The sequence below is a fragment of the Pseudomonas mandelii genome, from assembly GCF_006438925.1.
GTDB classification, from domain to species: Bacteria; Pseudomonadota; Gammaproteobacteria; order Pseudomonadales; family Pseudomonadaceae; genus Aquipseudomonas; species Aquipseudomonas mandelii_C.
On record NZ_RCZA01000025.1, the window covers coordinates 21,103 to 37,472 of the forward strand.

Below are 16,370 nucleotides of genomic sequence, written 5' to 3' on the forward strand. Positions count from 1 at the left end.
GGTGAGGTAAACCCCGACGCCATCCGTGTAGTGACTGAAACTGCGAGTCATTCGCATTAAGTAGGTTCTACACAGGTCATGAGCAATGAAGTCCAGGGCAAAATCGGGTTCGGTCAAACAATGGTTGGGTACGTGTGCCTTGAGCTTTTCGGCATTGGCATTGCTGCCGTTGAGTGTGGCGGTGGCGGCTGAGGCCGGCAGCGACCGACAGAATGCGCCGTTCAGCTTCGCAATGGCCGCCAAACCGCTGCCCCAGGCCTTGGGCGACTTCAGCCGGATCACCGGCATCAGCGTGGTCTACACCGATGAGGCGCCGTACGGCCTCAACGCTCCAGCGCTCAGCGGGCAGATGAGTGCCGAGCAGGCGATGCAGCGTTTGCTCAGCGGTTCGGGGTTCACCTTCCGTCGCACCGATGGCCACACATGGGTGCTGGAGCCGTTGCCTACCGAGGGTGCCTTGAACCTGGGCGCGACCACCATCACCTCGGTGGCCGATCAATCCATGAGCTATCAGCCACCGCCCACCAGTTCGGTGATGCGCTCATCGGCCTTGCTTCAGGAAATCCCCCAGACCGTCAACGTGATCCCGGCGCAGGTTATTCGCGATCAGGCGCCGCGCAATCTGGATGACGCGCTGGCCAACGTCAGCGGCATTACTCAAGGCAACACACTGGCGAGCACTCAGGATTCGGTGATGACTCGCGGCTTCGGCGACAACCGCAACGGCTCGATCATGCGCGACGGCATGCCGATCGTGCAGGGCCGTGGCATGAATGCGACCGTGGACCGGGTCGAAGTGCTCAAGGGCCCAGCCTCGCTTCTTTATGGCATTCAAGACCCGGGCGGCGTGGTCAACATGGTCAGCAAGAAACCCGAGCTTGAGCAGTACAACGCGTTGACCCTGCGTGGCTCGACCTATGGCGACGGTAAAAACGGCAGCGGTGGCGGCCTCGACAGCACCGGCGCGTTGGGTGATTCCGGGTTGGCCTATCGCATGGTCCTGGACCACGAAGACGAAGATTACTGGCGCAACTTCGGTACTCACCGCGAGACATTGGTAGCACCGTCACTGGCCTGGTTCGGCGACAGCACCCAGCTGCTGTTCTCCTACGAACACCGCGAGTTCCTGACCCCGTTCGACCGCGGCACGATCATCGACCCGCGTGACAACCATCCGCTGGACATCTCCCGCGAGCGTCGCCTCGACGAGCCCTTCAACAACATGGAAGGCCGCTCGGACCTGTATCACTTCGAGGCCGATCACGAGCTCAACGACAACTGGAAAGCCCACTTCGGCTACAGCTGGAATCGCGAAACCTACGACGCCAGCCAGGTGCGCATCACCGCCATCGACACCCAGAAAGGCACCCTGACCCGCAGCATGGACGGGACCCAGAACGCGATCAGCACCGACCGCTTCACCACCGCCAGCCTTGAAGGCAATGTCCAGCTCGCGGGGATGAAACATGACCTGGTGTTCGGCGTCGATGACGAGTACCGCAAGATCTACCGCGAAGACCTGATCCGTCAGAAAAGCCTGAGCACCTTCAGCTACGTCAACCCGGTCTACGGCCGCGAAGTCGCCGGCACCACGGTCAGCCCGGCCGACAGCGCGCAGACCGATGAACTGCGCAGCGATTCGTTGTTTTTGCAGGACTCGATTCACCTGACCGATCAATGGATTTTCGTCGCTGGCGCGCGCTTCCAGGAATACGACCAGTACGCCGGCAAAGGTGTACCGTTCCAGGCCAACACCGATAGCAACGGCCAGAAATGGGTGCCTCGCGCCGGTCTGGTGTATCGCTACACCGATGAACTGTCGTTCTACGGCAGCTACACCGAGTCGTTCAAACCCAACTCGACCATCGCGCCGTTGAGCGGCAGCAGCACCGTGCTGGACGGCAGCATCGCGCCGGAAGAAGCCAAGTCCTGGGAAATCGGCGCCAAGCTCGACATGCCGGGCCGCGTCACCGGAAACGTCGCGCTGTTCGACATCAAGAAACGCAACGTGCTGGTGGCCAATTCCGAAGGCCCGGTGACGATCTACAGCGCCGCCGGTGAAGTGCGTTCCCGTGGTCTGGAAGTGGACCTGAGCGGGCAGCTGACTGATCGCTGGAGCATGATCGGCAGCTATGCCTACACCGATGCCGAAGTCACGGAAGACCCGATCTACAAAGGCAAGAAACTGCAAAACGTAGCGAAGAATAGTGGTTCGCTGTCGGCGGTTTATGACTTTGGCACCATCGTTGGCGGCGATCAGCTGCGGGTTGGCGCGGGTGCGCGGTATGTCGGTGAGCGAGCGGGTAACGCGGTGAACGATTTCGACCTGCCGAGCTACACCGTGGCCGATGCGTTCGCCACGTACGACACCAAAGTCGAAGGGCAGAAGGTCAAGTTCCAGCTCAACGTGAAGAACCTGTTTGACCGCACCTACTACACCTCGGCGGCGAGCCGGTTCTTTGTGTCGATGGGGGATTCGCGGCAGATTTCCTTGTCCAGCACGCTGGAGTTCTGACCGCAAACCGCGTCATCGTTCATCGCGAGCAGGCTCGCTCCCACAGGGGGAACGCGTTCCAAATGTGGGAGTGAGCCTGCTCGCGATGGCGTCTTGCCAGACACTGAAGACTTCAGGATTACCGCAAAAACGCCTGGCGATACTCCCCAGGCGTTCCACCCAATGCCTGACGAAACCGATTGGTGAAGTGACTCGCACTGGCAAACCCACACGCCAATGCAATTTCCCCCAACGGCTGCGACGACGAACGCAACAACTCCCGCGCCCGGCTCAGTCGCCGCGACAACACATACTGATGCGGCGGCAACCCGAAGCTTTCGCGAAACATCCGTGCAAAGTGGTATTCGGATAGCGCACACAACGCAGCCAACTGCCCTAGGCTGATGGCCTCGGCCAATTGGTTGTCGATGAACTCCACCAGGTGCCGCCGCTGATGCGCTGCCAATCCGCCTTTCAGCCGCAAGCCCTCACGCATTCCAACCTGGCCGAGCAGTACGTGGCTGAGCATTTCATGGGCCAGGCTGCTGGTGAGCACGCGTTCGCCGGGCTCGTCCCAGTTGAGTGTGAGCATTTGCCGAAAGCGCCGGGCTTGCGCCGGGTCGTCCAGAAAGGTGGCTTCGCGCAGCTGCAGCTCGCGAGGTTCGCGGTCCAGCAACGTGACGCAGCCGAGGGCAAATTGTTCGGGGCTGAAATACACGTGGGCCAGGCGAATGTCGCCGTTGATCACCCAGCCCGATTGATGCTCGGCCGGCAGAATGCACAGCTTGTCGGGGCCGCCCTTGGTGCCGGGCTGGTCGCGGCGAAAGGTCCCGGTGCCGCCGGCGATGTAACAGGACAGGGTGTGATGACTTGGCGCTTCGTAATCCTGGGCGTCGTGATGGTTGCTCCACAAGGCTGCAGCCATGCCGTCACCGAGCTCGGCGCTGTGCTCCAGGCGAGCATTGGGCGAGCGGTTGAGGGCTTGAAAGACTTGCAGGGTTTCCAGTGCAGGCATGATGGCTTCTCTCCGACGCCTTGCATCCTACTCCGTAGCCGTTCGGCTGCCAGCCTGTGGCCCGACAAAAGCGCAAGTTTATGCAAGTGCGAAAGGCCTTGGCGCAGGACACTGAAGGCCTATTCAGGAGTCTTTGCCATGAACCTTTCGTTGTATCTGCTGACCGTGCTGATCTGGGGCACCACCTGGATTGCCTTGAAATGGCAATTGGGCGTGGTGGCGATTCCGGTGTCGATCGTCTATCGCTTCGGCCTCGCGGCGTTGGTGCTGTTCGTGATGCTGCTGCTGAGTCGCCGCCTGCAAGTGATGAACCGTCGCGGGCATCTGATCTGTCTGGCGCAGGGGTTGTGCCTGTTCTGCATCAATTTCATGTGTTTTCTGACTGCCAGCCAGTGGATACCCAGTGGTCTGGTCGCGGTGGTGTTTTCTACCGCCACGTTGTGGAACGCACTCAATGCACGCGTGTTCTTCGGCCAGAGAGTCGCTCGCAATGTGCTGATGGGCGGTGCGCTGGGGCTGCTTGGGCTTGGCCTGTTGTTCTGGCCTGAGGTGGCGGGCCACACCGCGAGCCCGCAAACCTTGCTCGGGTTGGGCCTGGCATTGCTCGGCACCCTGTGCTTCTCGGCCGGTAACATGCTGTCGAGCCTGCAACAGAAAGCCGGGCTCAAACCGCTGACCACCAACGCCTGGGGCATGGCTTATGGCGCGGCGATGTTGTCGGTGTGGTGCCTGGTCAAAGGCATTCCGTTCGACATGGAATGGAACACGCGCTACATCGGCTCGCTGCTGTACCTGGTGATTCCGGGGTCGGTGATCGGTTTCACGGCCTACCTGACGTTGGTCGGGCGGATGGGGCCGGAACGCGCAGCCTATTGCACCGTACTGTTCCCCGTCGTGGCGCTGAACGTGTCGGCGTTTGCCGAAGGCTATCAATGGACCGCGCCCGCCTTGGTGGGTTTGGTACTGGTGATGCTGGGCAATGTGCTGGTGTTTCGTAAGCCCAAGACGCCGATGGTACAGGTGAACGGGAAGCTGGCGTGAAGGACTGGGTGATCGAGCGCTGAAACTTCAGCGTTCGATTTTGAGAGCGATGTAAATCAGCAGTGGAAACATGAAGTCCACGATGTGTCGAGCCCAATCCTTGGCGTTCCAGGTTGCAGATTCATCCATGTTGAACCATTCGGTGCCGATCACTTGCAGGCAGATGTAATAGACAAAAAGGCCAATCAATAATCCGACGATCGCAAACTTCTTCGCCTCGTGAAAAACGTCTGCAGGTGTATTGATGTTTCGATAAAGATGGTAAGTGCCCAGCAAGCAAAAAGCCGTGTAAACAACTTCCAGAGTGATGATGAACCAATAAATGCGGTGGTGGAGCATCGGCGAAGTGATTGCTCTGTAACTCAGGTTCAGGTTTTCTCGGGTGGTGTCCATGCTGAGGATGTGGCCGACGTATTCGTAATTGGACGGGTAGTCGGTAAAGTTGCTGAACATCACCATCAAGCCAAAGAAGCTTATATAGGCCATTAGTATTACTTTGCTGTATCTAATCAGTTTGTCGGTCGTAAGGTGGTTCAATGTAGGTGCTCTCCATAACTAAGGTCCGTAAGTTGGACTCAGTAATGGGGAGTCTATAGTGAGTATCTTTTTTTTAGCCGTTAACTGAATTGCAAGGTGTGTATATCACGGGCAGGCGGTTAAAACGCCTGCCCGTTTTAGTTAGTGCTTCCAGACTTGTGGGTTCACCAGATCTTGCGGTCGCTCACCGAGTAAAGCGCTGCGCAAGTTAGCCAAGGCACGGTTGGCCATGGCTTCGCGGGTTTCATGAGTCGCCGAGCCGATGTGCGGCAATGTCACCGCGTTTTTCAGTTGGAACAGGGGTGACTCGGCCAGCGGTTCTTTCTCGTAAACGTCCAGCCCGGCACCGCGAATCCGGTTGTTTTGCAGGGCTTCGATCAAGGCGGGTTCGTCCACCACCGGGCCGCGGGCGATGTTCACCAGAATCGCGCTTGGTTTCATCAGTGCCAGTTCACGATGGCTGATCAAGTGTTTGGTTTTCTCGCTGAGCGGTACGACCAGGCAGACGAAATCGGCTTCGGCCAGCAGTTGATCCAGTGTGCGGAATTGGGCGCCGAGTTTTTGCTCCAGTTCGGTCTTGCGGCTGTTGCCGCTGTAGATAATCGGCATGTTGAAGCCTAGCCGGCCGCGACGGGCGATGGCCGCTCCGATGTTGCCCATGCCGACGATGCCCAGGGTTTTGCCGTGTACATCGCAGCCGAATAAGGGTGCGCCGACGGTGGCTTGCCATTGGCCGGCCTTGGTCCAGGCGTCCAGTTCGGCGACGCGGCGCGCGCTGCTCATGAGCAGGGCGAAGGCCAGGTCGGCGGTGCTTTCGGTGAGGACGTCGGGGGTGTTGGTGAGCATGATCCCGCGTTCGTTGAAGTAGGCGACATCGTAGTTGTCGTAGCCGACCGAGATGCTGGAGACGACTTGCAGTTTGGCGGCGTTTTCCAGCTGTGCGCGACCGAGTTTGCGACCGACGCCGATGAGGCCGTGGGCGTGGGGGAGGGCTTCGTTGAATTGGGCGTTGATGTCGCCGTTTTTCGGGTTTGGCACGATGACGTCGAAGTCTTGCTTGAGGCGTTCGATCATTTCGGGGGTGATGCGGCTGAAGGCGAGGACGGTCTTTTTCATGGGTTCAGGGCTCGTCGGGCTTGGAGAATGCCAAGCACGCTAACATTCTTCTTTGGATTTGGGCGAGGCCGTTGGGCTCTTTTGTCCTTGGCGGCCTTTGGGCCGACCATGTTCCTGTTGTTGGTGTACATATCCGTTTCTGCGGTAACGGCCACTTAGGGTTTCGCCCTTACGGCGACTCACTTTTTTTACAAGCGCCCGGAGTGCCGGCCCAGTAAAAAAGTAAGCAAAAAAACGCTCGCCCCAAGCGTCCGGCCCCTCGCCTAGGCTCGGCGTTCCTTCGCTTCGGTATCCATCCGGGGACACTGCCCTCCGGTCTGCTTCGCGACGACCTACATGCAGCGTGTTCGACTGCGTCGAACGGCGCTGCGCGCCACTCCCCGGATGAACACCTCCACTCAGCCTCCCGAAGGGGCGGGTGGATCAAGATCAAGAGCTGCAGGCGAGCTAACGCTCGGCCTGTTGAGTGGTGAGGTGCGAAAGGCGTGCGCCGATTCCCTGTGGGAGCGAGCCTGCTCGCGATGGCGGCCTGACAGCCGACCAATATATTGCTGATGTACCAAATTCAATCGTCGCACCGCCGCTCCCACAAGGGGTTAGCAGTGTGGCGCAGGTTTTGGCACGTTGATGTTATCCAGCACCCGGTTCGCGGTGATCTCCGCCACCATGATGCTGTTTGAAATGCCCAGCAGGGCATAGCGCGACCCACCCTCTAGATGATCCACCAACTGATGGACCATCACATCGACCGAGGCCAGGGTCTCGACCAAAAAAACCACCAAGGTTTCGGTAGTCGCCTGTGGGTCCACGGAAAACAGGGTGCTGGGCGTGCGCGGGGTGGCTTTGATGTCGGCAATCGAGGGGAAGTGGAAGTCGAGGGCGCGTTCGGCGGCGTCGTTGAGTTTTTTGGAATCGAGGGATTCGTAGGGGGAAACGTCGTCGGTTTCCGGGGGATTCGGTGTTTCTTTGATCATGCGGAAGTTACTCATTGGCAGATGTAGAGGAACTGCCATCTTCCGTTTTCCAGACGAAAGGGTGGCAGCTGCGCGCGGACTGGAAAAACCGGAACACCCACCAAATACCGGCAGACCCGAAGGTCTCCCGCGCACAGCCGCCATAACAAGGAATTGCGTGCAGAAAAAAGCGCCGCAGTATGCCATGAGGTGTGGTGAGTGTTTGCCAGGTTTTCCAGACCTGATCGCTGATTTTGCAGCGACCCACAAAGCCTACCCATTTCCCTTCCGACCCAACAACCGACAGAACCCGTCGGAAACGTTCCCCAAAATCACCCCGTCTGTAGGACCGTGAAATCAGTTCGCCACCCGAACCCCACCCATGCTCCCACTCAATTCATAAGCCACCAATTCCGCCTGATGTGCCGCCAATATCTCCGGCAAGGACCCGCGCAAATACTCGACCCACGTTTTAATCTTCGCATCCAGATACTGTCGCGACGGGTAGATCGCATACAGATTCAATTCCTGCGACCGGTAGTTCGGCATCACCCGCACCAGCGTACCGTTGCGCAACCCTTCAATCGCTGCATACACCGGCAAAACCCCAACCCCCATGCCGCTGGTGATCGCAGTCTTCATCGCATCGGCGGAGTTCACCAGAAACGGTGAGCTATTGATCGTCACCATTTCCTGGCCTTCCGGGCCGTCGAAGGTCCATTTCTCCAGCGGAATCACCGGGCTTACCAAACGCAGGCACGCGTGGTTCAGCAAATCGCTGGGCTTCTGCGCGCAGCCGTTGGCTTTCACGTAGGCCGGCGAGGCGCAAACGATGCTGTAGGTGATGCCCAAACGCTGGGAGACGAAGCCTGAGTCCGGCAGTTCGCTGGCGAGCACGATGGACACGTCGTAGCCTTCGTCCAGCAGATCCGGCACGCGGTTGGCCATGGTCAGGTCGAAGGTGACGTCGGGGTGGGTTTTGCGATAGCGGGCGATGGCGTCGATCACGAAGTGCTGACCGATGCCGGTCATGGTGTGCACCTTGAGCTGCCCGGCCGGGCGGGCGTGGGCGTCGCTGGCCTCGGCTTCGGCTTCTTCGACGTAGGCCAGGATCTGTTCGCAGCGCAATAGATAGCGCTTGCCGGCTTCGGTCAGGGCGATACGGCGGGTAGTGCGGTTGAGCAGGCGGGTTTGCAGGTGGGCTTCCAGGTTGGAGACCGCGCGCGAAACGTTGGCCGTCGTGGTGTCGAGTTGCACGGCGGCGGCGGTGAAGCTGCCGGCCTCGGCCACGTAACTGAAGGCGCGCATGTTTTGCAAAGTGTCCATGGGGTGCTCTCGGAGGCGATGGCAAATTGTGACACGAAGTTACGGTGGCTGAGACCCCGACCAAGGGATTATCGCGTTAACGGTAACAAAGATTCACAGGATTCCCAGCTTATCGCCAACAAAGCCGCCCCCTAGAATTGCGCCCACCTCTGTAGGAGCTGTCGAGTGAAACGAGGCTGCGATCTTTTGATCTTTGCTTTTAAAGGCAACATCAAAAGATCGCAGCCTCGTTTCACTCGACAGCTCCTACAGGGACCTCCCTCAGCTCAGGAATTTTCAGCAGTGCCGCGTCGCATCAACAGAGCGCTTCAGACGCTCAGTGTTTTGGCTTTAACCCTGGCAATCAGCGGCTGCATCGGTACCGGAGGTATTGCCCCGCAGGGCAAGGCACTGGAGGCCGATTCACTGGCCACCGACGAAGCCATCCAGAACGCTGCACAGGACGCTCACTGGCCTACCGCGCAATGGTGGCAGGCCTATGGCGACCCGCAATTGAACCGCTGGATCGACCTCGCCCTGCAAGGCAGCCCGACCATGGCCATGGCGGCGGCGCGAGTGCGTCAGGCCAAATCCATGGCCGGGATCGCCGAGTCCGCCGAGTCGCTGCAGATCAATGGCGAATCGACCCTCAAACGCCACAACTGGCCGACCGATCAGTTCTACGGGCCGGGCGAGTTGGCCAACACCACCACGTGGGACAACAACGCCGCGCTGGGCTTCAGCTATGCCCTCGACCTTTGGGGCCGCGAAAGCAACGCCACCGAGCGCGCCGTCGACATGGCTCACATGAGCGCTGCGGAAGCGCGTCTGGCCCAGCTCGAATTGCAGAACAACATCGTGCGTGCCTACATCGATCTGTCGTTGCATTACGCGCAGCGGGACATCGTCGAGGCGACCTTGAAACAGCAGCAGCAAATTCTCGACCTCGCGCAGAAGCGCCTGAACGGTGGCATCGGCACCCATTTCGAAGTCAGTCAGGCTGAAACGCCGCTGCCGGAAACCCACCGCCAGATCGATGCACTGGATGAGGAAATCGCCCTGAGTCGCAATCAACTCGCAGCCCTGGCGGGTTTTGGTCCGGGGGAGGGCGCGCAGTTGCAGCGGCCAACGTTGTCGTTAGGCGCAGCGCTGAAACTGCCTTCGTCGTTGCCCGCGCAGTTGCTCGGTCAACGCCCGGACGTAGTCGCCAGTCGTTGGCAAGTGGCGGCCCAGGCACGGGGTATTGATGTCGCTCACGCTGGTTTCTACCCCAACGTCGACCTGGTCGGCAGCCTCGGCTACATGGCCACCGGCGGTGGAGCGTTGGAGTTTTTGACCGGCAAGAAGCTCAACTACAGCGTCGGCCCGGCGATCTCGTTGCCGATCTTCGACGGCGGCCGCTTGCGCTCCGAGCTGGGTGAAGCCTCGGCCGGTTATGACATCGCCGTGGCCAAGTACAACCAGACGCTGGTCAACGCGTTGAAAAACATCTCCGACCAGTTGATCCGCCGCGAATCCATGGACAAGCAGCAAACCTTCGCCGCCGAGTCGGTGGCCACTGCGCAGAAGACTTACGACATCGCGATGATCGCCTACCAGCGCGGGCTCACCGACTACCTCAACGTGCTCAACGCCCAGACGCTGTTGTTCAAACAGCAACAAGTTCAGCAGCAGGTTCAGGCCGCGCGACTGAGTGCGCACGCTGAACTGGTGACGGCGTTGGGTGGTGGCCTAGGCGCGGGTAACGATGCGCCGAAAGACAGCCAGACCCAGGCACCGAAAACCCCGAGCCTTCTCAAGAACCTTGAAAATTGAACACGGACCCTGTGGGAGCGAGCCTGCTCGCGATGAGGGCGTATCAGTCAATGCTTGTGTCGCCTGACACTCCGCTATCGCGAGCAGGCTCGCTCCCACAGGTGCCGTGCCCGGTCTTAATTTCACTGAGCAGGACTCCATGACTCCCTTGCCCGCACCTTTGCGCTGGCTGTATTCCCTTGAATGGCGCCGGGGTTTCTTCGACTGGGCGCGCAGCGATGGCGTGACCTGGGTCTACATTTTCAAGGTGCTGTTCGCCGCGTTTCTGACGCTGTGGCTGGCCATGCGCCTGGAGTTGCCGCAGCCGCGCACGGCGATGATCACCGTGTTCATCGTCATGCAACCGCAAAGCGGCCACGTGCTGGCCAAGAGTTTCTATCGCTTCCTTGGGACATTGGCCGGCTCGGCGGTGATGGTCGCGTTGATTGCCTTGTTTGCGCAGAACACCGAGCTGTTCCTCGGTTCGCTGGCGATCTGGGTAGGCATCTGCTCGGCGGGCGCGGCGCGCTATCGCAACTTCCGCGCCTATGGTTTCGTGCTCGCCGGGTACACCGCGGCGATGGTTGGTTTGCCCGCACTGGCGCACCCGGACGGCGCGTTCATGGCCGCCGTGTGGCGGGTGCTGGAAATCTCCCTGGGGATTATTTGCTCCACGCTGGTCAGCGCCGCGATCCTGCCGCAATCCGCCAGTGCCGCCATGCGCAACGCCTTGTATCAGCGCTTCGGCGTGTTCGCATTGTTCGTCACCGATGGCTTGCGCGGTCGCAGTAAACGGGAGGCTTTCGAGGCGAGCAACGTGCGCTTCATCGCCGAGGCTGTGGGGCTGGAAGGACTGCGCAGCGTCACCGTTTTTGAAGACCCGCACATGCGTCGGCGCAACGGTCGGCTCAGTCGACTGAACAGCGAATTCATGGGCATCACCACCCGTTTCAACGCCTTGCACCAGTTGCTCGAACGCTTGCGCAGCAGCGGCACCGATCACGTGGTGGCGGCGATCAAACCGGGTTTGCAGGACCTGGCCGAACTGCTCGACGGCTTCAGCGGCCGCGCCTTGACCAACGCTGATGCAGGGCGTCTGGTGGTCGCGTTGACCGCCTATAAAGAAGGCCTGCCGGCGCGCGTTCGCAGCCTGCGGGCGATCTTCCAGGAGAGCGGCCCGAGCGACGCCGAGCAGCTGGACTTTCATACCGCGTATGAACTGCTCTATCGCTTCGTCGACGACTTGCACGGTTATGCACAGACCCACGCGTCGCTGGCCGATCACAGCCATGCGCGCGAGCAATGGGATGAGCCGTTCACCCCGCAAACCAACTGGATGGCGTCGGCCGCCTCGGGGATTCGCGCGGCGTTCATTCTGGTGGTTCTGGGCAGCTATTGGGTCGCCACCGCGTGGCCGAGCGGGGCGACGATGACGCTGATCGCCGCCGCGACCGTGGGCCTTTCAGCGGCGACACCGAATCCAAAACGCATGGCCTTTCAGATGGCGTGCGGGACGCTCCTCGGGGCGCTGATCGGCTTCGTCGAGATGTTTTTCATCTTCCCGTGGATCGACGGTTTTGCGTTGCTCTGCGTGATGCTCGTACCGGTGATCGTGCTCGGTTCGTTCCTCACTTCAAGGCCGCAATACGCCGGTGTCGGTCTCGGTTTGCTGATCTTCTTCTGCACCGGTTCGGTGCCGGACAACCTCACCGTTTACAACCCTTACGCCTTTATCAACGACTACATCGCCATGGTGCTCGGCATGCTGGTGTGCGCGGCGGCCGGGGCGATCATTCTGCCGCCCAACAGCCGCTGGTTGTGGCGTCGGCTGGAGCAGGATTTACGCGGGCAAGTGGTGTACGCCATCAGCGGCAAACTCAAGGGATTGGCATCGAGTTTCGAAAGCAGTACGCGGGACTTGCTGCATCAGGCCTACGGTCTCGCGGCAGGGCAGCCGCAGGTGCAACGGGACTTGCTGCGCTGGATGTTCGTGGTGCTGGAAGTCGGCCACGCGATCATCGAGTTGCGCAAGGAGCAGGCGATCCTGCCGGTGCATCCGGCCTATGCCGAATCCCAGCCGTGGCGTCAGGCGATCCGGGTGATGGGGCGCTCACTGGTGCGTCTGTTTCTGCAACCGAGCCAGAGCAATCTGGAGCGTGGATTGATCGCCGTCGATCATGCGATCAGCCGCGTACAAGCCACCGACGAACCTTTCGCGCCGCACTTCGACACCTCGGCCCTGCGTCGGGTGAAAAGCTATTTGCACTTCATCCGCACTTCGTTGCTGGACCCGCAATCACCGCTCGCCGGCTATATAAATGCCAATGCCACCGCCAAGCACCAAGGACTTGAACATGCCTCGTGAAATCGCCTTCCACGGCGTGTACATGCCGACCATGACCCTGATGTTTTTCATCGCGGCGGCGTTGGCCTGGGCACTCGACCGGTTCCTGTCCGGATTCGATCTGTACCGCTTCTTCTGGCACCCGGCGCTGCTGCGCCTGAGTCTGTTTACCTGTCTGTTCGGCGCCTTGGCGCTGACTGTTTACCACTGACTCTCTATCTCTGAAGAAGGCCCTGATGAAAAAGCTTTTCAGCCTGCTCGCCACTCTATTGGTGTTGGCCCTTGCAATGTGGATCGGCCGGACCCTTTGGGTGCATTACATGGACACGCCATGGACCCGCGACGGCCGTGTGCGCGCCGACATCATCAACGTCGCCGCCGACGTCACTGGGGAAGTGGTGGACGTGCCGGTGCGCGACAATCAACAGGTGAAGAAGGGTGATTTGCTGATGCGGATCGACCCCGAGCACTACCGCATTGCGGTCAAACAGGCACAGTCGCTGGTGGCCTCGCGCAAGTCGACGTGGGAGATGCGCAAGGTCAACGCTCACCGTCGCGCTGACATGGACAACCTGGTGATCTCCAGGGAAAACCGCGACGACGCCAGCAACATCGCCGACTCGGCCCTGGCCGATTACCAGCATGCTCAGGCACAGCTCGAAGCCGCTGAACTGAACCTCAAACGCACCGAGGTCCGCGCAGCGGTGGACGGTTATGTGACCAACCTCAATGTGCATCGCGGCGACTACGCGCGCATCGGTGAAGCGAAAATGGCCGTGGTCGACATGAACTCGTTCTGGGTCTACGGCTTCTTCGAAGAAACCAAATTGCCCCACGTGCGGATCGGCGATAAAGCCGACATGCAGCTGATGAGTGGGGAAGTGTTGAAGGGGCATGTGGAGAGCATTTCTCGCGGCATCTACGACCGTGATAACCCGGAGAGTCGTGAGCTGATTGCCGATGTGAACCCGACCTTTAACTGGGTGCGTCTGGCGCAACGGGTGCCGGTGCGGATTCACATTGATGAAGTGCCGGAGGGTGTGCTGTTGGCGGCGGGGATTACTTGCACCGTTGTGGTGAACTAGCCATTAGACCGCGTCGCGGCCTTCGCGAGCAGGCTCGCTCCCACAGGGGTTGGCGTCGTTCACAAAATCTGCATTCGAGCTCGGCCAATGTGGGAGCGAGCCTGCTCGCGAAGGGGGGCAACTCGGTCCCGCAGCTAAAAGGCGACAGCTCAGCCCTTGCAAAACGTCTCATGCAAATGCCGCCAAATGAGCTGGCCATCGGCCCGCTTCTCAAACACCACGGTCGAACGCCGGTCAGAGTGCAGACCGGTTGCATCCGTCTGTTGCTCGCGATAACTCACCGTCGCTCCACCGTCGTACAAAGCAATGCCACGCAACTCGCTGAGCTCAATTCTGAACCCGAGCTTCTTCCCGCCCGCCATCAAAAACAACTCACTCAACGCATCGAAATCCAGCACCCGGCCCAACGGCGAGACCATGGAAAACTGCGGCGAAAACCGCGTCAGTAATTGTTCTAGCGCCGGCTCGTCTTGTTCCTCGGCCAACCATTGCTCGATGGCGACGTGGGCCTGGATCACTTCGTCAAAGTATTCGGTGTAGTCGGTCATGGAAGTGTTTCCTGAAATTTTCTGCGTTAGTTCTGACGCCATCGCGAGCAGGCTCGCTCCCACAGGGATCTTTGGTGTGAATGCAATTTATGCTACGCAGCAGAACCCTGTGGGAGCGAGCCTGCTCGCGATGGCGTCGACTCGGTCTCAGAGTTGCCCGCGCAACCCAAACCGCTTCATCAGCCCCGCCTCCAGCAGCCCTTTAGGCAACAACCCCGCCAGTAACGGTAACGCCCGACTGCCATTGCCCAGGCGAATCAGGCGCGGTGGTTTGCTCTGCTGCACGGCCTTGAGCAAACCGACGGCAAATTCACTGGCCGGGGTCGGGTTGTCCTGGGAGGCCTTGGCCCGTGCGCGAATGCCTTCACGCAGCGGAAACCATGGCGATTGTTCGGTAATCAGCTGCTCCGCCTCATGGCCGGCATTCTTGGCAAAACTCGAGGCGATTGCGCCCGGCTGGACTTCCATGACCCGCACGCCAAACGGCGCCAGTTCCATGCGCAACGCATCGGTCAAGGCATGCACCGCGGCTTTCGAGGCGCAGTAGGCGCCGGCGAATGGCGTGACCAAAACCCCGGACACGCTGCCGATGTTCACCACCAGACCCTTGGTGCGACGCAGCACCGGGAACAGGGCGCGGGTGACGCCGACGATGGCGAACACATTGGTTTCGAATTGCCGCTGCATGGCCGGCACACCGCCGTCGAGCAACGGCCCCATGGCGCCATAACCGGCATTGTTGATCAGCACGTCGAGGCCGCCATGTTGCTGGTTGATGCGCTCGCTCAAGTGTTCGAGTGCTGCACCGTCGTTGACGTCCAGTTGCACGGCAGTGAAACCGGCAGCGGCCAGGGCCGTCACGTCTTCAGACTTGCGAGCGCTGGCCCAGACGTCGTATCCGGCATTTTTGAAAACATCAGCGAGGGCGCGGCCAATGCCGCTGGAACAACCGGTAATCAACGCAACGGGCATGGCGCGGTCCTTGTGCAAAAAGAAGAAGGTGATTAGTCGGAGAAACTACCTTGCAAATGCTCGGCGCGAAACTCCAGTGTTTGCGGGCGATAACCAGGGCGCAGCGGCGGCAGCGGCAAACAGTCTTCCCAGTTCGCGCCGGCCTGTAGTTCACCGGGGCCGCGATAGCGCGGGGCGGCATATTGATTGTCGGCCAGATTAACCGTATCGCCCGGGGCATAGGCGGCGATGCGCCAGCGCAGTTCGGTCAGCGGCACGTCGTTGCCGTTGTTCATTTTCAGTTGCAGGGGGCGGTCTGCCGGGCATTGTTCGGGCGCATAAGTGATGCGCAACTCCAGGCGCGCCAGTTGCTTGACCTCGCGGTTGTCCATCCAGATCACCCACGTTGCCACCACACCCAATCCAATGGCCGCCGCCACGGAGACCGGTAATGCCTTGGCCGGGTAGCGCAGCAACAAAATCAGCCAGGTAATGACCAGCAGGACGCCGATGAACATGTTTGAACGCTCCTTGAACTCGTGACCACCATCCTACCGAAGGGCTGAAGGAATGGACATTCGTCGATCAAGGGATGTTGCCGTTGGTCGGCACTGTAATTTCTGACAGTAGCCTGGCCTGTCCACGAACGGTTAGATGACTGCTGGTAAACAGGGACGCCACCGACATGCAGGCCTTGACGATGGGAATGCACCACAAAACACCCGGCTTGTCCGTTGTCGACCCGCGTGGTCTGCCGATCCGTTCGGTTGATTACTGGCGCGAGGTCGAAGGTGACCCCACTCAGGCACGCATCAATCGCACCTTTCACGATGCCGCAGGACGTGTGGTTGAACAGTGGGATCCACGGCTTTGGGCGCTGAAACAAGAAGAGCCGCTGACGCCCGCCAACCTCACGACGGTGTTTTCGCTGTCGGGTAACGCGCTGTTCACTGACAGCGTCGATGCCGGTTGGCAGCTCACCCTGCCAGGTCTGGGCAATGAGGTTTTGCTGGGGTGGGACAGTCGAGGCACCGGACGCAAGGTCGAGTACGACGATTTGCTTCGTCCCGTGGTGGTGTTCGAACAGGGCGTGGCTGAACCGCGAAGGGCGGTTGAACGCATGGCCTATGGCGGTCCCGATCATGGCGTCCGGAATCAATGCGGGCAGTTGATCCGTCATGACGACC

Annotated in this window: 14 protein-coding genes and 1 pseudogene; 7 read left to right on the forward strand and 8 right to left on the reverse strand. The window is 60.1% G+C overall.

Going from position 1 to position 16,370, the window contains the following annotated elements; all coding sequences use genetic code 11:
- The first annotated feature begins 85 nt into the window (after positions 1 to 85).
- Positions 86 to 2,515: a TonB-dependent siderophore receptor gene (locus EAH74_RS31835; RefSeq protein ID WP_140684270.1), complete on the forward strand. Its 2,430-nt coding sequence runs from the start codon at positions 86 to 88 to the stop codon at positions 2,513 to 2,515.
- 118 nt (positions 2,516 to 2,633) lie between these two features.
- Here the strand turns inward: EAH74_RS31835 and EAH74_RS31840 are convergent, their stop codons facing one another.
- Positions 2,634 to 3,509, reverse strand: coding sequence for an AraC family transcriptional regulator (locus tag EAH74_RS31840; RefSeq protein WP_140684272.1), 876 nt, complete (start codon positions 3,507 to 3,509; stop codon positions 2,634 to 2,636).
- 138 nt (positions 3,510 to 3,647) lie between these two features.
- On the opposite strand from EAH74_RS31840, the gene EAH74_RS31845 reads away from it, so the two are divergent.
- The gene (locus EAH74_RS31845; protein ID WP_140684274.1) at positions 3,648 to 4,550 is read left to right on the forward strand and encodes a DMT family transporter; all 903 of its coding nucleotides are present in this window, start codon (positions 3,648 to 3,650) and stop codon (positions 4,548 to 4,550) included.
- A 27-nt stretch (positions 4,551 to 4,577) separates the two neighbouring features.
- Here EAH74_RS31845 and EAH74_RS31850 read toward each other — a convergent pair whose 3' ends face one another.
- The 4 genes from EAH74_RS31850 to EAH74_RS31870 form a co-directional block, all read right to left on the reverse strand.
- A complete protein-coding gene (locus EAH74_RS31850) occupies positions 4,578 to 5,087 on the reverse strand; it encodes a DUF2165 family protein (protein ID WP_140684276.1) in 510 nt (169 codons plus the stop codon).
- A 141-nt stretch (positions 5,088 to 5,228) separates the two neighbouring features.
- Positions 5,229 to 6,203 (reverse strand): 2-hydroxyacid dehydrogenase, encoded by a 975-nt coding sequence (locus tag EAH74_RS31855; RefSeq protein ID WP_140684278.1) that lies wholly within the window; start codon positions 6,201 to 6,203, stop codon positions 5,229 to 5,231.
- Between the two features lie 596 nt (positions 6,204 to 6,799).
- Positions 6,800 to 7,177 (reverse strand): DUF6124 family protein, encoded by a 378-nt coding sequence (locus tag EAH74_RS31865; protein WP_140684292.1) that lies wholly within the window; start codon positions 7,175 to 7,177, stop codon positions 6,800 to 6,802.
- Between the two features lie 336 nt (positions 7,178 to 7,513).
- Positions 7,514 to 8,482 (reverse strand): LysR family transcriptional regulator, encoded by a 969-nt coding sequence (locus EAH74_RS31870; protein WP_008150590.1) that lies wholly within the window; start codon positions 8,480 to 8,482, stop codon positions 7,514 to 7,516.
- 282 nt (positions 8,483 to 8,764) lie between these two features.
- On the opposite strand from EAH74_RS31870, the gene EAH74_RS31875 reads away from it, so the two are divergent.
- The 4 genes from EAH74_RS31875 to EAH74_RS31890 all read left to right on the forward strand — a co-directional run bounded on the left by EAH74_RS31875 (position 8,765) and on the right by EAH74_RS31890 (position 13,684).
- Positions 8,765 to 10,276, forward strand: coding sequence for an efflux transporter outer membrane subunit (locus tag EAH74_RS31875; RefSeq protein ID WP_140684280.1), 1,512 nt, complete (start codon positions 8,765 to 8,767; stop codon positions 10,274 to 10,276).
- 139 nt (positions 10,277 to 10,415) lie between these two features.
- Positions 10,416 to 12,620, forward strand: coding sequence for an FUSC family protein (locus EAH74_RS31880; RefSeq protein ID WP_140684282.1), 2,205 nt, complete (start codon positions 10,416 to 10,418; stop codon positions 12,618 to 12,620).
- Positions 12,610 to 12,810 (forward strand): DUF1656 domain-containing protein, encoded by a 201-nt coding sequence (locus tag EAH74_RS31885; protein WP_008153498.1) that lies wholly within the window; start codon positions 12,610 to 12,612, stop codon positions 12,808 to 12,810. The genes EAH74_RS31880 and EAH74_RS31885 overlap by 11 nt, the downstream gene beginning before the upstream one ends.
- A 25-nt stretch (positions 12,811 to 12,835) precedes the next feature.
- Entirely contained in the window at positions 12,836 to 13,684 is an 849-nt protein-coding gene (locus EAH74_RS31890) for an efflux RND transporter periplasmic adaptor subunit (protein WP_140684284.1), read from the forward strand.
- Between the two features lie 149 nt (positions 13,685 to 13,833).
- Here EAH74_RS31890 and EAH74_RS31895 read toward each other — a convergent pair whose 3' ends face one another.
- The 3 genes from EAH74_RS31895 to EAH74_RS31905 all read right to left on the reverse strand — a co-directional run bounded on the left by EAH74_RS31895 (position 13,834) and on the right by EAH74_RS31905 (position 15,701).
- Positions 13,834 to 14,232, reverse strand: a complete 399-nt coding sequence (locus tag EAH74_RS31895; RefSeq protein ID WP_140684286.1) for a DUF4440 domain-containing protein — start codon at positions 14,230 to 14,232, stop codon at positions 13,834 to 13,836.
- Between the two features lie 147 nt (positions 14,233 to 14,379).
- Positions 14,380 to 15,204, reverse strand: a complete 825-nt coding sequence (locus EAH74_RS31900; RefSeq protein WP_140684288.1) for an SDR family oxidoreductase — start codon at positions 15,202 to 15,204, stop codon at positions 14,380 to 14,382.
- Positions 15,205 to 15,236: 32 nt separating this feature from the next.
- Positions 15,237 to 15,701 (reverse strand): multidrug transporter, encoded by a 465-nt coding sequence (locus tag EAH74_RS31905; RefSeq protein WP_140684290.1) that lies wholly within the window; start codon positions 15,699 to 15,701, stop codon positions 15,237 to 15,239.
- Positions 15,702 to 15,868: 167 nt separating this feature from the next.
- On the opposite strand from EAH74_RS31905, the pseudogene EAH74_RS31910 reads away from it, so the two are divergent.
- Positions 15,869 to 16,370, forward strand: a pseudogene (locus EAH74_RS31910) (RHS repeat protein); the annotation flags it as partial.